The sequence below is a fragment of the Serratia sp. 3ACOL1 genome, assembly GCF_003668775.1.
GTDB classification, from domain to species: Bacteria; Pseudomonadota; Gammaproteobacteria; order Enterobacterales; family Enterobacteriaceae; genus Chania; species Chania fonticola.
Genome location: NZ_CP033055.1, coordinates 5,290,065 through 5,308,800 on the forward strand (window position 1 = coordinate 5,290,065; position 18,736 = coordinate 5,308,800).

Below are 18,736 nucleotides of genomic sequence, written 5' to 3' on the forward strand. Positions count from 1 at the left end.
CAGCTAGGCGGCAAGTGCGTGAATCCCCAGGAGCTTACTTAAGTAAGTGACTGGGGTGAGCGCACGCAGCCAACAACGCTGTAGCTTGAAAGACGCAGGGTATCAGCGTGAATACGCAGGAGAGTATGATGAAACGTACGTTTATTATGGTATTAGACTCATTCGGCATTGGCGCGAGTGAAGATGCCAAAAGCTTTGGCGATGAAGGTTCCGATACCCTTGGCCATATTGCTGCTGCCTGTGCGCGTGGCGAAGCCAACGTGGGCCGTAGCGGCCCGCTGACCCTGCCAAACCTGAGCCGTCTGGGCCTGGGAAAAGCGGCGGAAGAATCGACCGGCAAGTTCCCGGAAGGGTTGGATAAAGACGCTGAAATCATTGGTGCTTACGCCCATGCCAGCGAGCTTTCCTCCGGTAAAGATACGCCATCAGGCCACTGGGAAATTGCTGGTGTGCCAGTCTTGTTCGACTGGGGCTACTTCTCAGACGAGCACAACAGCTTCCCGCAGGAACTGCTGGACAAGCTGGTGGCGCGTGCCAACCTGCCGGGCTACCTCGGTAACTGCCATTCATCCGGTACCGTGATCCTGGATCAACTGGGCGAAGAGCATATGAAAACCGGCAAGCCGATTTTCTACACCTCTGCGGACTCGGTGTTCCAGATTGCCTGCCATGAAGAAACTTTCGGCCTGGATCGCCTGTACGAGCTGTGTGAGATCGCTCGTGAAGAGTTGACCGAAGGTGGCTACAACATCGGCCGTGTGATTGCCCGTCCGTTCCTGGGGAATAAGCCGGGTGAGTTCCAGCGTACCGGTAACCGTCACGATCTGGCCGTGGAACCCCCTGCTCCAACCGTGCTGAAAAAGCTGGTTGATGAGAAGGGTGGCGAAGTGGTTTCCATCGGTAAGATTGCCGATATCTATGCCAACGTGGGGATCACCAAGAAGGTGAAAGCTACCGGGATCGACGCCCTGTTCGACGCCACTCTGGTCGAGATGGAAAAAGCCGGTGACAACACCATCGTGTTCACCAACTTTGTTGATTTCGACTCCTCCTACGGCCACCGCCGTGACGTGGCTGGCTATGCTGCTGCGCTGGAGCTGTTCGACCGCCGCCTGCCAGAGCTGCTGAAGCTGGTGAAAGGGGATGACATCATCATCTTCACCGCTGACCACGGCTGCGACCCGACCTGGCCAGGCACCGACCACACCCGTGAGCATATCCCGGTCTTGGTCTATGGCCCGAAAGTCAAACCAGGTTCTCTGGGGCATCGCGAAACCTTCGCCGACATCGGCCAGACCGTCGCCAGCTATTTTGGCGTGTCGCCGATGGATTACGGCAAATCCATGCTTTAATACCGCTTTTAATGACGCTGGCCTTCACGCCAGCGTCTTTTTTTTCCATGAATTGAGGGAAGTGAATATGGCAACGCCACATATTAATGCTGAGATGGGTGATTTCGCTGACGTAGTGCTGATGCCGGGGGATCCGCTGCGGGCAAAATATATCGCAGAAACCTTCCTGGAAGGCGCGGTGGAAGTGAACAACGTGCGTGGCATGTTGGGTTTCACCGGCACCTACAAAGGTCGTAAAATCTCGGTAATGGGCCACGGCATGGGCATCCCATCCTGCTCTATCTATGCGCGTGAACTGATTGCCGAGTTTGGCGTGAAGAAAATCATCCGTGTCGGCTCTTGTGGCGCGGTGCGTGATGACGTCAAACTGCGTGATGTGGTGATCGGCATGGGGGCTTGTACCGATTCCCAGGTTAACCGTATGCGCTTCAAAGGCCACGACTATGCGGCCATTGCGGATTTTGACATGGTGCGTAATGCGGTAGACGCTGCGGCTGCTCAGGGCATCCCTGCACGCGTGGGTAACATCTTCTCCGCCGATCTGTTCTACACGCCAGATCCGGATATGTTCCAGGTGATGAAGAAGTACGGCATCCTGGGCGTAGAGATGGAAGCGGCAGGCATCTACGGCGTAGCCGCAGAGCTGTATGAAGAGTTCGGTAGCACGGCGTTGACCATCTGCACCGTTTCCGACCATATCCTGCGTCACGAGCAGACCACCGCTGCCGAGCGTCAGACCACCTTTAACGAGATGATCGTTATCGCGCTGGAATCTGTCCTGCTGGGCGACAAAGCGTAATGACCTCGCGGGCGCAGCACGCTGCGCCCCATTTTATCTATTCACCCTTATACCAACCTTTCTAGCTAATTCTTTACCTTTCCGCTAATTAGCGCTATTACTCTATTCATCTATCTATTCACTAATCTATTCAGCGATGAGCACAGTCGAAAAAATCCTGCGTAATGGACCCGCTTCTTCCCGGGAACTGACTGCCGCATTGGGGATCAGCCAACCCACGCTGTCGCGCCGTATCCGCGATTTGGCAAGATCGGTTCTGGTCATCGACAAAGGCAGATCCACGCGTTATGCGCTCAGGCGGGAGGTGGCTGGTGAGTCGTATTTCCCACTGTATCAAATCGATAAGCTGGGTAAGGCGCATCTGTTTGCCACGCTCTATTCCCTATATCCGGCAGACAGCTGCGCGGTGTTCGATGAACAAAGCGGTGAGTGGCAGTTGTATGATGGTTTGCCTTGGTATCTGAACGATCTGCGCCCGGTAGGTTTTCTTGGCCGCGCCTGGGGGAAAGCTGTTGCACGGCAGCTAAAGTTGCCGGAAGACGTTCTGCAATGGAATGAAGAACAGCGCCTGGTAGCGCTTTGTCATTATGGTGAGGATATGAGTGGCGATCTGTTGCCGGGCGCAGAGAGTTATCAGCGTTGGTTAACGCGCGCGGCTGAAATCCCGGTACCGATGGCGGGCAAGGCCAAGTATTACGCTACGCTGTCTGCGCGCGCATTAGCGGGGGAACTGATTGGTTCTTCTGCAGGTGGCGAGCAGCCCAAGTTTACTGCCTATGCCGAACTGTCGGGAAATCGCCGTAGTCATGTGCTGGTGAAGTTCAGTGCGGTACCGGACAACTCCATTGCGCAACGCTGGAGCGATTTGCTGATCGCTGAGTCATTGGCATTGCAAGTGGTTGCAGAGGCCGGATTGTGTTCCGCACCGACAAAGGTGCTGTTTGGCGATAACCAACAGTGTTTTTTGGAGATCGAACGATTTGACCGTATTGGTGAACATGGGCGAGTCGCTCTGGTTTCACTGGAGGCGTTGGATGCCGAGTTTAGCGGCAGCGGCGGGGCTAACTGGGTCACCGCAGCGGAAAAGCTATTGCAGCAGGGGATCATCGATCATCAAACCTGGAAAACAATCGGTCTGTATTGGGCATTTGGCAGGCTGATCGCCAATAGCGATATGCACCAGGGGAATCTATCGTTCCTGCGTACGGAGCAGTGGCCGATGGTATTGGCTCCGTTGTATGACATGTTGCCGATGGCGTTTGCCCCTGCCAATAGCGGTAATATGCGAGAAACAGCGGTGGAAATCAGATTGGGCAATGAGGTCAACGGCCCCATTTGGCGGCAGGCCGAGTTGATGGCGGTTGAATTCTGGCAGCGTACGGCACAACATCCGCAAATCAGCGAATCGTTCCGGGCCATTGCTGCTCAAATGCTGGTACAGCTTCAGGCGCTGAACGATCGTATTCAGCGCTTGGCTTAATCTTTCTTTGTCTCTTCCTGCTCTGCCGGTTTCTCGTCATCACCATCATCTACCGTGTTGCCTTCTGCCAGCGGCGTGTTGGCGGTTAGCAGGTATGGCGACTGCTGCCAGCGGCTGCGGCGGCCTTGCAATAGGGTACGGGCCAAAATAATGCCGATGGCCAGCGCCAGCAGGATCATCAGGCGCAGCAGGTTGGTGGTGTTATCCACCTGTTTGGATTCGGTGGCCAGCACGTGAGTATCCAGCGTTACGCGGATAAAGCCCAGCGGGCCATCTTTGCCCTGGATTGACTCGACGAGCTGGTGGTTGAAGTAGCTGCCTGCACGTTTGCCATCCAGCGCCAGGCGATCGCGCACGCTAATCTGCTCGCCGGAATGGGCGATCAGGGTGCCGTCCAACTGGTAGACGCTGGCGTCCAGAATACGGCTGTGATCGGTCAGCTGCGTGAGAATGCGCTCAACCTGCTGATTGTCTATGTCGCTGTCGCCATCCATCAGCGGAGTCAGGCTAAAAGCCACCTGCTTGGTCAAGGTTTGTGCCAATTCTTCCACCTGTTCCGATCGCGCCATTTGGTGGCTCAGGCTAAAATAGGAGGCACCTTGCATCAACAGCACCAGCAACGCCAGGCAAATCAGGATAATAGCGGTGCGATGCAGGCGGAATTTCAGTTTAGCTTTAGCCATTAGGCTTCCTTTAGGGCGGTCATCCGGGAGTCACGATTGACCACCTGGCTGTGCGGTACCGGGATGTACCAATACCGCGAGCGCATGGATGCGCTAGAGCGGCCAACTAGAGATTCATAGGGTAATATGTTGCCAGAAGCAATGGCGATAGGATAGCTTGATGCGTCGTTTTATCATGCAGTGTTATTCAGGAGTTAAGGATGCCAAATAGTCTGACCTATTGCGATCTCCCCGCAGAGATCTCTCAATGGCCGGGGTTGCCCCTTTCGTTGAGCGGTGACGAAGTCATGCCGCTGGACTATCGGGCAGGCCACACCGGTTGGCTACTATATGGCAGAGAACTGGATAAAGAGCGTATTACTCAGTTCCAGCGCAAGCTAGGGGCCGCGATGGTGATCGTGACGGCCTGGGCGGTGGAAGATTATCAGGTGGTTCGCCTGGCGGGGACGCTATCTGCGCGCGCCAAACTGTTGGCGAACGAAAGTGGGCTAGACGTTGCCCCATTGGGCAAAATCCCTAACCTGCGCAAGCCGGGCCTGTTGGTGATGGATATGGACTCGACGGCGATCCAGATTGAGTGCATCGACGAAATCGCCAAGTTGGCCGGGGTAGGCGAGCAGGTCAGTGAAGTGACCGAACGCGCGATGCGCGGCGAACTCGATTTTACCGCCAGCCTGCGCCAACGCGTGGGTACGCTGAAAGGGGCCGATGCCAATATCCTCAAACAGGTGCGTGACGAATTGCCGTTGATGCCTGGGTTGACCAGCCTGGTGCGCAAGCTGCAGGCGCTGGACTGGCACGTCGCCATTGCCTCCGGCGGCTTTACCTATTATGCCGAATACCTGCGTGACAAGCTCAAGCTGGTGGCCGTGGCCGCCAATGAGCTGGAGATCCGCGACGGTAAACTGACCGGTGAGGTGCTGGGGCCGATCGTGGATGCGCAATTCAAGGCCGATACTTTGGTGGCGCTGGCAGAGAAGCTGGGGATCCCACCGCAGCAAACCGTGGCGATCGGCGACGGTGCCAACGATTTGAAAATGATGCAGGTGGCTGGGCTGGGTATTGCCTATCACGCGAAGCCTAAGGTCTATGAGAAGGCGCAGGTCTCGATCCGCCATGCCGATCTGCTGGGAGTGCTCTGTGTGCTCTGCGGCAGTTTGAAACACGATGTGAGGTAAGTTGTGGCAAAAGCAGTAAAACGGGCGTTTGTCTGTAATGAATGCGGCGCTGACTATCCTCGCTGGCAGGGGCAATGCAGTGCCTGTCAGGCCTGGAACACCATTACAGAAGTGCGCCTGGCTTCAGTCTCCTCTTCCGCTGCCCGTAGCGAGCGTTTAAGCGGCTATGCGGGCGATGCCGGTATCAGCAAGGTGCAGAAGCTTTCGGACATCAGTCTGCAAGAGTTGCCGCGTTTCTCTACCGGCTTTCTGGAGTTTGACCGCGTACTGGGCGGCGGCGTGGTGCCGGGCAGTGCGATCCTGATTGGCGGCAACCCCGGCGCGGGGAAAAGTACGCTACTGTTGCAGGTGCTGTGCAAACTCGCCGAGCAGATGAAAACCCTGTACGTCACGGGTGAAGAGTCGCTGCAACAGGTCGCGATGCGAGCCCATCGTCTTGGATTGCCCACTGGCGGCCTGAACATGCTGTCGGAAACCAGCATCGAGCAGATCTGCCTGATCGCCGAGCAGGAGCAGCCGCGGCTGATGGTGATCGACTCGATCCAGGTCATGCATATGGCGGATATCCAGTCATCGCCAGGCAGCGTGGCGCAGGTGCGGGAAACGGCGGCCTATCTCACCCGCTTTGCCAAAACTCGCGGTGTGGCGATCGTGATGGTTGGCCACGTCACTAAAGATGGTTCACTGGCCGGGCCGAAAGTCCTTGAACACTGTATCGACTGTTCCGTGTTGCTGGATGGCGATGCCGATTCCCGTTTCCGTACGCTGCGCAGCCATAAAAACCGTTTTGGTGCGGTCAACGAGCTGGGCGTGTTCGCCATGACCGAGCAGGGGCTGCGTGAGGTGAGTAATCCTTCCGCCATCTTCCTCAGCCGGGGTGATGAAGTGACCTCCGGCAGTTCGGTGATGGTGGTCTGGGAAGGCACCAGGCCGCTGCTGGTCGAGATCCAGGCGCTGGTGGATCACTCGATGATGTCTAACCCACGCCGCGTTGCGGTGGGCCTGGAACAGAATCGTTTGGCGATCCTGCTGGCGGTGCTGCATCGTCACGGTGGCTTGCAGATGTCCGACCAAGACGTTTTTGTCAACGTGGTGGGCGGCGTCAAGGTTAGCGAAACCAGTGCCGATCTAGCGTTGCTGCTGGCGTTGGTGTCCAGCCTACGAGACCGCCCATTGCCGAACGATCTGGTGGTGTTTGGCGAAGTGGGGCTGGCAGGGGAAATCCGCCCGGTGCCTAGCGGCCAGGAGCGTATTTCCGAAGCGGCCAAACACGGTTTCAAGCGGGCGATCGTGCCACATGCCAACGTGCCGAAGAAACCACCGGCCAATATGCAGGTGTTCGGTGTCAAGAAGCTGGCGGATGCGCTGGACGTGCTGGAACAGTTTTATTAATTGCCGCCCGCTGCGCGGAATATGCTATTTTGTTTAGCATAATAAACGGGAGGGTTTATGCGGCAGTTCGATTACCTCAAGGCAGCGATTAAGCAACAGGGATGTACCTTACAGCAGGTGGCTGATGCCAGTAGCATGACCAAAGGCTACCTCAGCCAGCTGTTGAACGACAAAATCAAAAGCCCGAGCGCGCAGAAGCTGGAAGCCCTGCACCGTTTCCTGGGGCTGGAATTCCCGCGCCGTGAGAAGAAAGTTGGCGTGGTGTTTGGTAAATTTTACCCGCTGCATACCGGGCATATCTATCTGATCCAGCGCGCCTGTAGCCAGGTTGACGAGCTGCATGTGATCCTGTGCCACGATGAACCGCGCGATCTGTTGCTGTTCGAGAACAGCTCCATGTCACAGCAGCCGACGGTCAGCGATCGTCTGCGCTGGCTGTTGCAGACCTTTAAATACCAGAAAAATATCCATATTCACTCTTTCGACGAGAAGGGCATCGAGCCTTACCCGCACGGCTGGGACGTGTGGAGTAACGGCATGAAGAGCTTTATGGAGCAAAAGGGCATCGTCCCGAGCTTTATCTATTCCAGCGAAGAGCTGGATGCCCCCCGTTACCGCGAACATCTGGGGATTGAAACCATCCTGGTGGATCCGGAACGCTCCTTTATGAATATCAGCGGCAGCCAAATCCGTCAGGATCCGTTCCGCTATTGGGACTACATCCCGACCGAAGTGAAGCCGTTCTTTGTGCGCACGGTGGCGATCCTGGGCGGTGAGTCCAGCGGTAAGTCAACGCTGGTCAACAAGCTGGCGAACATCTTCAACACCACCAGCGCCTGGGAATATGGCCGTGACTACGTCTTCTCCCACCTGGGCGGTGACGAGATGGCGTTGCAGTATTCCGATTATGACAAGATCGCGCTTGGGCAGGCCCAGTACGTGGATTTTGCGGTGAAATACGCCAATAAAGTGGCGTTTATCGACACCGACTTTGTCACTACGCAGGCGTTCTGTAAAAAGTATGAAGGGCGGGAGCATCCGTTCGTTCAGGCGTTGATCGACGAATACCGTTTCGATCTGGTGATCCTGCTGGAGAACAATACTCCTTGGGTGGCCGACGGCTTGCGTAGCTTGGGTAGCCCGGTCGATCGAAAGGCGTTTCAGTATTTGTTGGAAGAGATGCTGCACGCCAATAACATCGAATATGTTCACGTAGAGTCGAGCGATTACGAGGAGCGCTTCTTGCGCTGTGTCGAGCTGGTTCAGCAACTGCTAGCGGCGGACGCCAGCCGCTTGGTGAAGTTTTAGATTGGTTAATGTTGTGCCCCTCACCCTAACCCTCTCCCAAAGGGAGAGGGAACCGATCGAGTGTGTTTGAAATTGTAGTGACTCACCTTGGACGAGGGGACGATCGAATTTGCTGAGATGTTCTTTTTACTTTCAAAAGAGCAGGGGCTAATAACTCCCCCTCCCAAAGCTGTCTCTTATACACAACTCGGCATCTTACTGTTTTTTATGGGAATTATTTCAAGCGAATCAATAGGGCACTCGGAAAAATTCTCTTTAAAATCAGCCTGCTATGTTTCTCAAATTACGGCCATTTGACCGCAACTTGAGATGTGTATAAGAGACAGCTCCCAAAGGGAGAGGGAACCGATCGAGTGTGTTTGAAATTGTAGTGACTCACCTTGGACGAGGGGACGATCGAATTTGCTGATATGATCTTTTTACTTCCAAAAGAGCAGGGGGCTAATAACTCCCCCTCCCACAGGGCTGTCTCTTATACACAACTCGGCATCTTACTGTTTTTTATGGGAATTATTTCAAGCGCATCAATAGGGCGCTCGGAAAAATTCTCTTTAAAATCAGCCTGCTATGTTTCTCAAATTACGGCCATTTGACCGCAACTTGAGATGTGTATAAGAGACAGCCCACAGGGAGAGGGGACCGATCGAGTGTGTTTGAAATTGTCGTGGCTCACCTTTGATGGGGAGGCGATCGAGTTTGCCAAGATGTTCTCTTCACTTCCAAACGAGCAGAGGCTATCAGCTCCCTCTCCCTGTGGGAGAGGGTTGGGGTGAGGGGGCCATAGCAATTTATTAATACCTGATAAATCGACGCTCCCACTAACTTAGTAAGTTATCACCAGCTTGCCCTGCATATGCCCATCCAACAGTTTGGCGTGCGCGGCGGTCAACGTGTCCACCGTCAGCCCCTGTAGCGTTTCGCTCAGCGTGGTGGTCAGCTTGCCTGCATCAAGCAACTGCGCTACCTGCTTGAGGATCTCTCCCTGCTGGGCAATATCCGGCGTGGTGAACATGCTGCGGGTAAACATGAATTCCCAATGCAGCGCCGCGCTTTTCAGCTTCAGCGCATTTTGATCCAGTGGTTGGCTGTTCTCGACGATGGTGCAGATATGGCCGAGCGGGGCGACCAGATCGCTGATGGCTTGCCAGTGGCCGTCGGTATCGTTCAAGCACAGGATATAATCCACGCTCTCAATCCCTTCTTTAGCCAGGTTGCCTTTCAGGTCGCGGTAATCCACCACCAGTTCAGCACCCCGTTCGCGGCACCATGCAGCTGATTCCGGGCGAGAGGCCGTAGCGATGACTTTCACCTTGCTACGCTGTGCCGCCAGGGGGATCGCCAGCGAGCCCACGCCACCGGCACCGCCGATGATCAACAGCGTTTTACCGGCAGCCGCATGCTGAATATTCAGGTGTTCAAACAGGGCTTCCCACGCGGTGAGCGCGGTCAGCGGCATCGCGGCGGCTTGTGCCCAGTCCAGGCTGGCTGGTTTATGTGCCACGATACGTGAGTCAATCAGCTGATGGGTGCTGTTGCTGCCCGGACGGGTAATATCCCCGGCATACCATACCTCATCGCCGGGTTTGAACCCGCTGACGCTGCTGCCCACTTCGAGCACCACGCCGCTGGCATCCCAGCCGAGAATGCGTGGCTGCTGCAAACCATTCTTTTGCAGGCCAGCATGAACCTTGGTATCGACCGGGTTGACGGAAACGGCTTTCACTTCCACCAGCAGATCGTATTGACCCGGTGCGGGTTTTTCTGGAGCGATCTCGATAAAACCGGCTGGATTTTTCGGATCGACGGCAATGGCTTTGATTAACATAATTGTGCTCCTTCGCATGAATAGTCCCAGTGTAGACCCTGAGGAGTAGAGTGATAAGATGGACAATAACTAACTAAGTGTTCGTCTGAGGTGAACAATTATGTTCAAGCAGTTGCAGGATATGGCGTTGTTTGCGCTGGTGGCAGAGTGCGGCAGTTTTACTGCGGCAGCCAAACGTGCCGGTCTGCCTAAATCCAGCGTCAGCCAGCGTGTCAGCCAGTTGGAGTTGAAGCTTGGCCTGCGCTTGCTCAACCGTACCACCCGGCAGTTAAATTTGACCTTTGCCGGTGAGCGCTATCTTGAACATTGCCAGGAGATGCTCTCTGCTGCTGAACGGGCCGATCTGGCCTTGCAGCGCTTACGCGATAACCCCAGTGGCCGTCTACGCATCTCTACGCCAGCCGGGCTGGGGGCGACGTTGCTTCCGCGTCTGGCGGCAGATTTCCAGCGCCAATATCCGGATGTCTCGTTGGAAGTGTCAGTATCGGATGCCATGGTGGATATGGTGCAGGAGGGCTTTGATGCGGCATTGCGTACCGGCAGGCCGCAGGATTCTTCGTTGATTGGCCGTCGTCTGGGGCATGCTCCCCGTTATTTGTTGGCTGCACCGGAGTATCTGGCTCAACACCCGCCATTGCTGCATCCGCAGCAGTTGCAGCAGCATCTTTGCATCGCTCACCGCGCCTGGCCCGCCTGGATATTGCGCCGGGGTGAAGAGTACTACCGTTGGCAATTGCCGCTGCGGCATACCACCGATAATCTGTTATATGCGCGCGAATGTGCCATTTTGGGGGCGGGTATTACGCTGCTGCCCGCGTTTCTCAGCCGCGAAGTGGTCGCACAAAAGCAATTGGTGGAAGTGTTGCCGCAGTGGCAGGCCGAAGGCAATGAACTGTATCTGGTTTACCCGAGCCGCAAGCTTAATTCTCCGGCTCTGGCCTGCTTTATTGATGTGGTGATCCAGCATCCGGTCTTTGTGGATTATGCGCAGGCACTGGATTGGGGATAACAAAAAGCCCGCAAAATGCGGGCTTGAGAGAGATAGCCAACCTGATGTTACTTGGTGACTTTCTTGTACTTGATACGACGAGGTTCCAGCGCATCGGCACCAAGAGTACGTTTTTTGTACTCTTCGTATTCGGTAAAGTTGCCTTCGAAGAACTCCACCTTGCCTTCATCCTGGTAGTCCAGAATGTGGGTGGCAATACGGTCGAGGAACCAACGGTCGTGCGAGATCACCATCGCACAGCCCGGGAACTCCAGCAGGGCGTTTTCTAACGCGCGTAGGGTTTCGATATCCAGGTCGTTGGTAGGTTCGTCGAGCAGCAGCACGTTGCCGCCAACCTGCAGCAGCTTGGCCAGATGCAGACGGCCACGCTCACCACCGGACAGTTCGCCCACGCGTTTGCCCTGATCGACGCCCTTGAAGTTAAAGCGGCCAACGTAGGCACGGCTTGGCATTTCGGTGTTGCCCACGCGCATGATGTCCTGGCCGCCGGAAACTTCTTCCCACACGGTTTTGGAGTTATCCATGCTGTCGCGGAACTGATCGACCGAAGCCAGCTTGACGGTATCACCCAGCACGATGCTGCCGGAATCAGGCTGTTCCTGGCCGGACATCATACGGAACAGCGTGGATTTACCCGCGCCGTTCGGGCCGATGATGCCAACGATAGCCCCCTTAGGTACCGCGAAGGTGAGATCTTCGATCAGCAGACGGTCGCCGTAGGATTTACGCAGATTGTTAACTTCAACCACTTTATCGCCCAAGCGAGTGCCTGGTGGGATAAACAGTTCGTTGGTTTCGTTACGTTTCTGGTATTCGGTACTGTTAAGCTCTTCAAAGCGTGCCAGACGGGCTTTGCCCTTGGACTGACGGCCTTTGGCACCCTGACGTACCCACTCCAGCTCTTTCTCGATCGACTTGCGGCGAGCGGCTTCGGTTGAGGCTTCTTGTGCCAGACGAGCGTCTTTCTGCTCCAGCCAGGAAGAGTAGTTACCTTCCCATGGAATACCTTCACCACGGTCCAGCTCCAGGATCCAGCCAGCCACGTTATCGAGGAAGTAACGGTCGTGGGTGATCGCCACTACGGTGCCTTCGAAGTCGTGCAGGAAGCGTTCCAGCCAAGCCACGGATTCGGCATCCAGGTGGTTGGTCGGTTCGTCCAGCAGCAGCATGTCTGGCTTTTCCAGCAGCAGGCGGCACAGCGCTACGCGGCGGCGCTCACCACCGGACAGGTTGGCGATTTTTGCATCCCACTCCGGCAGGCGCAGTGCATCGGCGGCACGCTCCAACTGGGTGTTGAGGTTGTGACCATCGTGAGCCTGAATGATCTCTTCCAGACGACCCTGTTCAGCGGCCAGCTTGTCGAAGTCGGCCCCTTCTTCAGCGTACAGCGCGTACACTTCATCAAGGCGCTTAAGGGCACCGACCACTTCTGCCATCGCTTCTTCAACCGATTCGCGGACGCTGTGCTCCATATTGAGCTGCGGTTCCTGCGGCAGATAGCCGATCTTGATGCCCGGTTGCGGGCGAGCTTCCCCTTCGATATCAGTATCGATGCCGGCCATAATGCGCAGCAGGGTAGACTTACCGGAACCGTTCAGGCCCAGTACGCCAATTTTGGCCCCAGGGAAGAAACTCAGGGAAATGTTTTTCAGAATATGACGCTTCGGCGGAACCACTTTGCCGACGCGGTGCATGGTATAGACGTATTGAGCCACGTTGCTCCGAGCCTCTCTATCAGTTTTTATAGGTTGTCTGGCGGCCTGAGTGTAGCCCGTTTCAGCACCGGTTCCCAGATCCCCTATGACGATCGCCAAGTATAACCGCTAATGCCCACCATTAGGTGAACTTTGCTGTTTCTTAAGGGGTGACGACGATCGCCACGCGACGGTTTTCAGCGCGGCCGCTGGAGGTGGCGTTACTGGCTACCGGTTGGCGTTTACCCATGCCGCGAGTTTCTATATTGGCACGCGGGATGCCGATACCGGCCAGGACATCGGCCACGGCGTTGGCGCGGCGCAGTGAAAGCTGGTCGTTGTAGCTGTCCTCACCGTAGTTATCGGTATGGCCGTCCAGGCGGAATTGCACGATGTCAACGCTCTTCAGCGCCTTGCCCATCTTCTCGACGATTTCGGTACTTTGCGGGCTCAATTTACCGACGTTGTTACCGAACAGCACTTTGTCGGAAAAGCCAAATTCCCAACCGTTATCGGTCAGTTTGAACCCTTGCGCCTGCAGTAAGGCGATCTGTTCCGCCGTCAGCCCCTGTGGTTTGCTCTGGCAGCCTGCCAGCGTGAGCAAGGTGATAAACACTAACGCCAGTAGGGAATAAGACCGTTTAAAATTTTGCTGTAACATTGATTTTTCTCTTTATGGTTGTTTGAGGCTCGGTGCTGGCGCTATTTGCGCATCGCTAACCGCCAGCCTCCGTGGGACAGGTGTTTTGCCCGGTACATGGCGTCATCCGCTTCGTTGAGCAGTTCCTGAGTGGTAGAGGCATGTTCAGGGTAAAACGCGATGCCGATACTCAGTGCGGCGATCACTCTTTCCTTGTTGGGTAACACAATGGGTTGTTGCATACACTCGATGATGATGTCGGCAATCGGCAGCACATCGTTGGTGTCTTTGAGCGGTGCCAGCAGGATGGCGAATTCATCGCCCCCCATCCGGGCGACCAGATCGTGCTTGCGCAATCTGCTACGCAGGCGCTCTGCGATGGTGATCAAGACGGTATCACCGGCAGCATGGCCATGGTTATCGTTCACCTCCTTGAAACGATTGCCGTCGATAAACAGTACCGCCAGCTTTTCATCGGGTTCGAGCTCTGACAGCGCGCGGCCCAACTGAGCTTCAAAGAAGGCCCGGTTTGGCAACCCGGTCAGGCTGTCGTGGGTGGCTTGGTGGGTTAATGCGTCATTTTCTTGTTGCAGGTGCTGTTGCCAGGCTTCGATTTCATCCAGCAGGCCGTTAAAATCACAGCTCAGTTCGTGCAGTTCGGCAATCGGTGCTGAAGGCACCCGCAGTTCGAAAGTCCGATCGCGGCGTACCGTATGGGCAACGTTGGTAATATCGTCCAAGGAGGTCACGATCCCTCTGAGCATTCTGCGGGAAAGCACCAGGGCGCACAACGTACTGAGCATCAGGCAGGCAATCATGCCTACCATGCCGCGCAGCAAGAATTTCAGCAGACTGCTGCCGTTGCCGGTCAGCCAGACCAGGCCGATCTGTTTGCCTTCACGGGCGATGGGCAAAACCACCGCTTCCGGCAAGATCCAGCGGGCCACCATCTGTTCCAAGCCATGTAATGGGCTATCCGCTGGGTGGCTCCAACTGGCCAAGGCGATCCCCTGCATATCCAGGATCTTGGCCTCCGACACTTCTTCGTTGGAAGCGATCAGCATCAACGCTTCGCGAGCGGCGGGGCGGTCTTCAAACACCACGGCGGCTTCAGCGGTATAACTGATCGAGCGGGCAATCAGATGCAGGTTATGGTTGGCATAGGCTCGCAGGGCAAACAGTGCTAACAACGTCAGGAAGATCCCCGCAGCGCTGACGGCGATCAGCGCCAGCCCCAGGTTCATCCGTTGCAGTACTTGGCCCAGCGTAGGGCGAGAGGTAGCCGAACCTTTTTGACCTAACAGTTTCATTGCGGCGGCCCCTTTTTACGCGCCAACTGCAGCACGTTAGGGTGAACTCGCACGCCACTGCGCGCCAGTGAGTCCAGATTCACTTTAAAACCCGCCTGATCGTTGCTGATTTGCAAACAAAAGGCACTGCCAACAGCACATTCCATATCCTTTTCGCTGATGCTGAGGATCGAGTGACCCGAAATCCGGTGGAAAAAATCTTGTTTCTGAACGGCATTAACGTCGCCCAAATACACTACATCGCAGCTAGTTGCCAATTGCGGATTATCTATCTCGATCCGCAGGGTTTTGATTGGCTGCGGTGCCGTCAGCAATACCGGGTCGAACAGACCTTCGGCATACTGCACAGGCGCAGTCACGCACAAGCGGATCGGATCAGGTTTGGCGGGCCAGCGAGCATAGCTGATAATCCCCACCACCACGGTGGTGACGGTATGAATACGTTTTTGGTAGGGATCTTGTGTATCAGCCCCGGCCAAGCTGGGAAACGTCAACATAGCCAGCAGCAGGATCGGTAACATGCGACGCGATCGGACCGGGTTGCTACATAAACCCTGTATCCTGGCAGCCAACCTTCTGGCCTGTATCGACATCTTCATTTGCCATTCCTGCCTACGGCCGGCTTGGTGGCGCGGCAGTCTGATACTAAATAATTGAGCCTAGTCGAAAAGGGTAAAACTTTGCCACGTACAATCAATCGCACTACCCAAAAAGCATAACCTGACCGTCTTGGAGGCGGATTGTATTATAAGAGCCGTTTGTTGTGCGCTTTATGCTCGGTTTTATGAGATTTTTCCTAGGTGTTTTTAACGTTATAAAACGCCCGGCAGATTTTGCCGGGCGTTTTAGCGAAAGTTGCGTTTCCTTACACGCTTATAATAGCGTTTTTCGGCTCGCTTTGATGCGGTTAATCACCCATTTTTCTACTTCTACGATAAGAAATAGCCCAATGGCTATCATCAGCGTCACTCCCCAATAGAACAGCGGCAGCGGCGCGGTGCCAAACAGCGAGTTCATAAACGGCAGATAAATGATGGCCATCTGCAGCAGCAACAGTACGCCACTCACCAACCACAGGCCCTTATTGAGGAACAGCTGGCGGTTGAGCGGGAAGCGGTCTGCGGTGCGGCAGTTGAACATGTAAACCCACTGTGCGGTGACCAGGGTTTGCAGTAACACGGTACGGATCAGCTCGCTGCTGTAGCCGCGTGGTGCCATCCAAGCTTCCAGTGCGAAGGCGCTGATAGCGATCAGCACGCCGACGAAGCCAATGCGCCAGATAGCGTGCAGATCCAACACGTTGCTGCCCGGCACCCTCGGTTTACGGTGCATCAGCCCTTTTTCGGCAGGTTCGTAGGCCAGGCCGAAGGACAGGGTGGTGGAGGTGGCCATGTTCATCCACAGGATCTGGATGGGCGTCAGCGGCAGCATGGCACCGGCCAGAATGGCGATGATGATCAGCAGGCCCTGTGCCAGGTTGGTCGGCAGCACGAACAGGATGGTTTTCTTCAGGTTGTCGTAAACGCGGCGGCCTTCTTTTACCGCGCTGGCGATGGTGGCGAAGTTATCGTCGGTCAGCACCATATCGGCGGCTTCTTTAGTGACCTCAGTGCCTTTGATCCCCATGGCGATACCGACGTCGGCCTGTTTCAACGCTGGTGCATCGTTGACGCCGTCGCCGGTCATCCCTACCACGCCGCCTTTATCCTGCAGCGCTTTTACCAGACGCAGCTTATGTTCCGGGCTGGTACGGGCAAAGATATCGTAACGTACGGCGGCTTCTGCCAACGCCTGGTCATCCATATGTTCCAGCTGGGAGCCGGTAATGGAATCCTGGCTATTACCAATACCCAGCATAGCCCCGATGGCCATGGCCGTTTTTTGGTGGTCGCCGGTGATCATCTTCACGCGGATCCCCGCTTGCTGGCATTCGGCGATGGCGGCGACCGCTTCAGGACGCGGTGGGTCCATCACGCCAGCGATGCCGATAAACACCATCTGCTGGCGGATATCGCCATGATCCAGCTCCACTTCGCCGTCTGGCGTGGTTTTACTGGCGGCGGCCACCATACGTAAACCTTGCTCGGCAAAGCGTGACATCTCCGCTTCCCAGTAGCCGCGGCGGAAGGGCTTGATGCCAGAATCGGTCAGTTCGAATTCGCACAGTGAGAACAGCACGTCCGGTGCGCCGGTAAGGAACACCTGATTCTTGCCTGCTACCTGGCTACGTACCGCCATATATTTGTAACTGGAGTCGAACGGGATTTTAGCCAGTTGGCGAGCTTCACCGATCTCCAATCCTGCCTTCATCGCCAGCACTTTCAGTGCGCCTTCCGTCGGGCTGCCTGTGATCGCCCAGCGGCCGCTGTCATCCTGCTTTACCTGGCTGTCGTTACACAGGGTGATCGCGGTAATGAACTGCGCTAACGGTGGGATATCTTGAACTTGCGCTGGTTTGTTACTGTCGGCAAAGAAAATGCCACCAACCGGTTCATAGCTTTCCCCTTCCACACGGTAGGCATGGTCAGCCATGATGACGTTTTTTGCCGTCATTTCGTTCATGGTCAGCGTGCCGGTCTTGTCCGAGCAGATCACTGTCATCGAGCCCAAGGTTTCTACCGTAGGCAGTTTGCGGATAATCGCGCGGTTACGTGCCATCGACTGCACGCCCAGGGACAGGATAATGGAAATGATGGCAGGCAGACCTTCGGGTACTGAGGCCACCGCCAGGCTGATCAGCGCTACCAGCAGCTCACCAAGCGGCATATCCCGCATCGTGAAGGCAAACACGAACAGCAACACCATCATCACCAGGATCAGGATGAAGATGTTTTTACCCAGGCGATCCATCTGTTGCAGTAACGGGGTACGCTGGGTCTTAACGGTCGAGATCATCTCGCTGATGTGGCCGAGTTCGGTATAGCCGCCAGTTGCGATAACCACGCCCTTGGCATTCCCAGCGCTGATGGTGGTCCCGGAGAACAACAGATTGGTACGATCGCCAATCATCACTTCATCAGGGATTGCGTCGGTTTGCTTCGAGACCACGGTAGATTCGCCGGTCAAGATGGCTTCTTCAACCTGAAGGTTGTGAGATTCCAATAACCGCAGGTCGGCGGGAATTTTATCGCCAGGGCGCAATAATACGATATCCCCCGGGACCAAATCTTCCGCATTCACGGTGTGGTTAATTCCGTCACGTACCACAATAGCTTGGCTGGAAAGCATATTCTTAATGCCTTTCAGCGATTTCTCTGCGCTGTTTTCCTGCACAAAGCCGATAAGGGCATTGATCACGGCCACGCCGAGAATAACCACCGTATCAATCCAATGCCCCATAATGCCTTTGAGGAAGGCGGCGGCCAGCAGAATATAAATCAGCACATCGTTAAAGTGGGCAATAAAGCGCATAAAGGCGCTTTTGCCTGCCTGCTCCGGCAGGGCGTTGGGGCCAAACTTCTTCAGCCGCTCGGCGGCTTCCTGCTCGCTCAGGCCTTGTTGCTGGCCGTTCAAATGCTGAAGCGTTTGTTCAATATCATATTGATACCAGGCTTTTTCCGGCTTGGGCGGCTCTTGGTATTCAGTGGGGGAATGTTTTGGCATTGAGTGCCTCTCCTTAAAGTCGTTCGAATCTAAGTCCCCATCTGTGTCGGCAGCCCTTTTGCCGGGTTGATATTCCATTGTTTTCTGTCACACAGACGTGAATGGTAATAATTTTCAGTTAGCTGCTGGCCAATTATCTGCCGCGTGATAGTAAATAATCGCAAACTTGAGTTTTTGATCTGAGATAATAAAAACAAAGTAATAGGAATTGTTTTAATCCGTATGGAAATGTTTCTGTATTAATGTCTCTGTAATGTCATTTTTTGTATAGGAAAACGCTCTCCTACATAGAAAACTATAGAACACCGGCGTTATTGTGTGATGAAAAAATTCCCCATAATCCTGTGATTTTTCAAAACATCGTCTTGTTCTTCCGTCTGTCGCGATAGCCTGACAGCGTGGTTTTCATCTCCGTCGATAAACTTGTTATAAAGTAATGAATGGATACGCGTTTTTGCTGTCT

14 protein-coding genes are annotated in these 18,736 nt (G+C 55.1%); 7 read left to right on the forward strand and 7 right to left on the reverse strand.

All coding sequences use genetic code 11. From position 1 onward, the window contains the following. The first annotated feature begins 128 nt into the window (after positions 1 to 128). From deoB to yjjJ, 3 genes are all read left to right on the forward strand, one after another. Positions 129 to 1,352 (forward strand): phosphopentomutase, encoded by a 1,224-nt coding sequence (deoB, locus tag D9980_RS24060; protein ID WP_024485509.1) that lies wholly within the window; start codon positions 129 to 131, stop codon positions 1,350 to 1,352. Positions 1,353 to 1,419: 67 nt separating this feature from the next. Next, positions 1,420 to 2,151, forward strand: a complete 732-nt coding sequence (deoD, locus tag D9980_RS24065; RefSeq protein WP_021179222.1) for a purine-nucleoside phosphorylase — start codon at positions 1,420 to 1,422, stop codon at positions 2,149 to 2,151. 136 nt (positions 2,152 to 2,287) lie between these two features. Continuing rightward, positions 2,288 to 3,631: a type II toxin-antitoxin system HipA family toxin YjjJ gene (yjjJ, locus tag D9980_RS24070; protein WP_121608651.1), complete on the forward strand. Its 1,344-nt coding sequence runs from the start codon at positions 2,288 to 2,290 to the stop codon at positions 3,629 to 3,631. Here yjjJ and D9980_RS24075 read toward each other — a convergent pair. Beyond that, the gene (locus D9980_RS24075) at positions 3,628 to 4,314 is read right to left on the reverse strand and encodes a YtjB family periplasmic protein (RefSeq protein WP_021179224.1); all 687 of its coding nucleotides are present in this window, start codon (positions 4,312 to 4,314) and stop codon (positions 3,628 to 3,630) included. The two genes, yjjJ and D9980_RS24075, sit on opposite strands and share 4 nt — an antisense overlap. Before the next feature lie 200 nt (positions 4,315 to 4,514). Here D9980_RS24075 and serB point away from each other — a divergent pair, with 200 nt between their 5' ends. Genes serB through nadR form a run of 3 tightly spaced genes read left to right on the forward strand, consistent with a single transcriptional unit; the run spans position 4,515 to position 8,192 of the window. Then, complete coding sequence (gene serB / locus D9980_RS24080; protein ID WP_121608652.1) at positions 4,515 to 5,492, forward strand: phosphoserine phosphatase; 978 nt, start codon at positions 4,515 to 4,517, stop codon at positions 5,490 to 5,492. A 3-nt stretch (positions 5,493 to 5,495) separates the two neighbouring features. Next, a complete protein-coding gene (gene radA, locus D9980_RS24085; protein WP_021808023.1) occupies positions 5,496 to 6,884 on the forward strand; it encodes a DNA repair protein RadA in 1,389 nt (462 codons plus the stop codon). A gap of 57 nt (positions 6,885 to 6,941) precedes the next feature. Then, positions 6,942 to 8,192 carry a multifunctional transcriptional regulator/nicotinamide-nucleotide adenylyltransferase/ribosylnicotinamide kinase NadR gene (gene nadR / locus D9980_RS24090; RefSeq protein ID WP_024485513.1) on the forward strand — a complete coding sequence of 417 codons (1,251 nt, stop codon included), beginning with the start codon at positions 6,942 to 6,944 and terminating at the stop codon, positions 8,190 to 8,192. Between the two features lie 823 nt (positions 8,193 to 9,015). On the opposite strand, the gene D9980_RS24095 is transcribed toward nadR, so the two are convergent. Then, positions 9,016 to 10,017, reverse strand: a complete 1,002-nt coding sequence (locus D9980_RS24095; RefSeq protein ID WP_121608653.1) for a zinc-binding alcohol dehydrogenase family protein — start codon at positions 10,015 to 10,017, stop codon at positions 9,016 to 9,018. A gap of 100 nt (positions 10,018 to 10,117) precedes the next feature. On the opposite strand from D9980_RS24095, the gene D9980_RS24100 reads away from it, so the two are divergent. After that, the gene (locus D9980_RS24100; protein ID WP_037411494.1) at positions 10,118 to 11,026 is read left to right on the forward strand and encodes a LysR family transcriptional regulator; all 909 of its coding nucleotides are present in this window, start codon (positions 10,118 to 10,120) and stop codon (positions 11,024 to 11,026) included. A gap of 47 nt (positions 11,027 to 11,073) precedes the next feature. On the opposite strand, the gene ettA is transcribed toward D9980_RS24100, so the two are convergent. The 5 genes from ettA to D9980_RS24125 all read right to left on the reverse strand — a co-directional run bounded on the left by ettA (position 11,074) and on the right by D9980_RS24125 (position 18,273). Further along, positions 11,074 to 12,741 (reverse strand): energy-dependent translational throttle protein EttA, encoded by a 1,668-nt coding sequence (gene ettA / locus D9980_RS24105; protein ID WP_021179229.1) that lies wholly within the window; start codon positions 12,739 to 12,741, stop codon positions 11,074 to 11,076. Between the two features lie 142 nt (positions 12,742 to 12,883). Next, complete coding sequence (locus D9980_RS24110) at positions 12,884 to 13,381, reverse strand: OmpA family protein (protein ID WP_024483593.1); 498 nt, start codon at positions 13,379 to 13,381, stop codon at positions 12,884 to 12,886. Between the two features lie 41 nt (positions 13,382 to 13,422). Next, positions 13,423 to 14,670, reverse strand: a complete 1,248-nt coding sequence (locus D9980_RS24115) for a diguanylate cyclase domain-containing protein (protein ID WP_024483592.1) — start codon at positions 14,668 to 14,670, stop codon at positions 13,423 to 13,425. After that, positions 14,667 to 15,269, reverse strand: coding sequence for a YfiR family protein (locus tag D9980_RS24120; protein WP_121608654.1), 603 nt, complete (start codon positions 15,267 to 15,269; stop codon positions 14,667 to 14,669). The genes D9980_RS24115 and D9980_RS24120 overlap by 4 nt, the downstream gene beginning before the upstream one ends. Before the next feature lie 274 nt (positions 15,270 to 15,543). After that, positions 15,544 to 18,273: a cation-transporting P-type ATPase gene (locus D9980_RS24125; protein ID WP_046808061.1), complete on the reverse strand. Its 2,730-nt coding sequence runs from the start codon at positions 18,271 to 18,273 to the stop codon at positions 15,544 to 15,546. Positions 18,274 to 18,736: the final 463 nt, after the last annotated feature.

What these genes read in the sequence shown, in the direction of transcription:
- D9980_RS24075 (WP_021179224.1), bottom strand. Translation starts at nt 4,314, where the DNA reads ATGGCTAAAGCTAAACTGAAATTCCGCCTGCATCGCACCGCTATTATC.
- D9980_RS24110 (WP_024483593.1), bottom strand. Translation starts at nt 13,381, where the DNA reads ATGTTACAGCAAAATTTTAAACGGTCTTATTCCCTACTGGCGTTAGTG.
- D9980_RS24120 (WP_121608654.1), bottom strand. Translation starts at nt 15,269, where the DNA reads ATGAAGATGTCGATACAGGCCAGAAGGTTGGCTGCCAGGATACAGGGT.
- nadR (WP_024485513.1), top strand. Translation starts at nt 6,942, where the DNA reads ATGCGGCAGTTCGATTACCTCAAGGCAGCGATTAAGCAACAGGGATGT.
- D9980_RS24125 (WP_046808061.1), bottom strand. Translation starts at nt 18,273, where the DNA reads ATGCCAAAACATTCCCCCACTGAATACCAAGAGCCGCCCAAGCCGGAA.
- serB (WP_121608652.1), top strand. Translation starts at nt 4,515, where the DNA reads ATGCCAAATAGTCTGACCTATTGCGATCTCCCCGCAGAGATCTCTCAA.
- D9980_RS24095 (WP_121608653.1), bottom strand. Translation starts at nt 10,017, where the DNA reads ATGTTAATCAAAGCCATTGCCGTCGATCCGAAAAATCCAGCCGGTTTT.
- D9980_RS24100 (WP_037411494.1), top strand. Translation starts at nt 10,118, where the DNA reads ATGTTCAAGCAGTTGCAGGATATGGCGTTGTTTGCGCTGGTGGCAGAG.
- deoB (WP_024485509.1), top strand. Translation starts at nt 129, where the DNA reads ATGAAACGTACGTTTATTATGGTATTAGACTCATTCGGCATTGGCGCG.
- D9980_RS24115 (WP_024483592.1), bottom strand. Translation starts at nt 14,670, where the DNA reads ATGAAACTGTTAGGTCAAAAAGGTTCGGCTACCTCTCGCCCTACGCTG.
- yjjJ (WP_121608651.1), top strand. Translation starts at nt 2,288, where the DNA reads ATGAGCACAGTCGAAAAAATCCTGCGTAATGGACCCGCTTCTTCCCGG.
- deoD (WP_021179222.1), top strand. Translation starts at nt 1,420, where the DNA reads ATGGCAACGCCACATATTAATGCTGAGATGGGTGATTTCGCTGACGTA.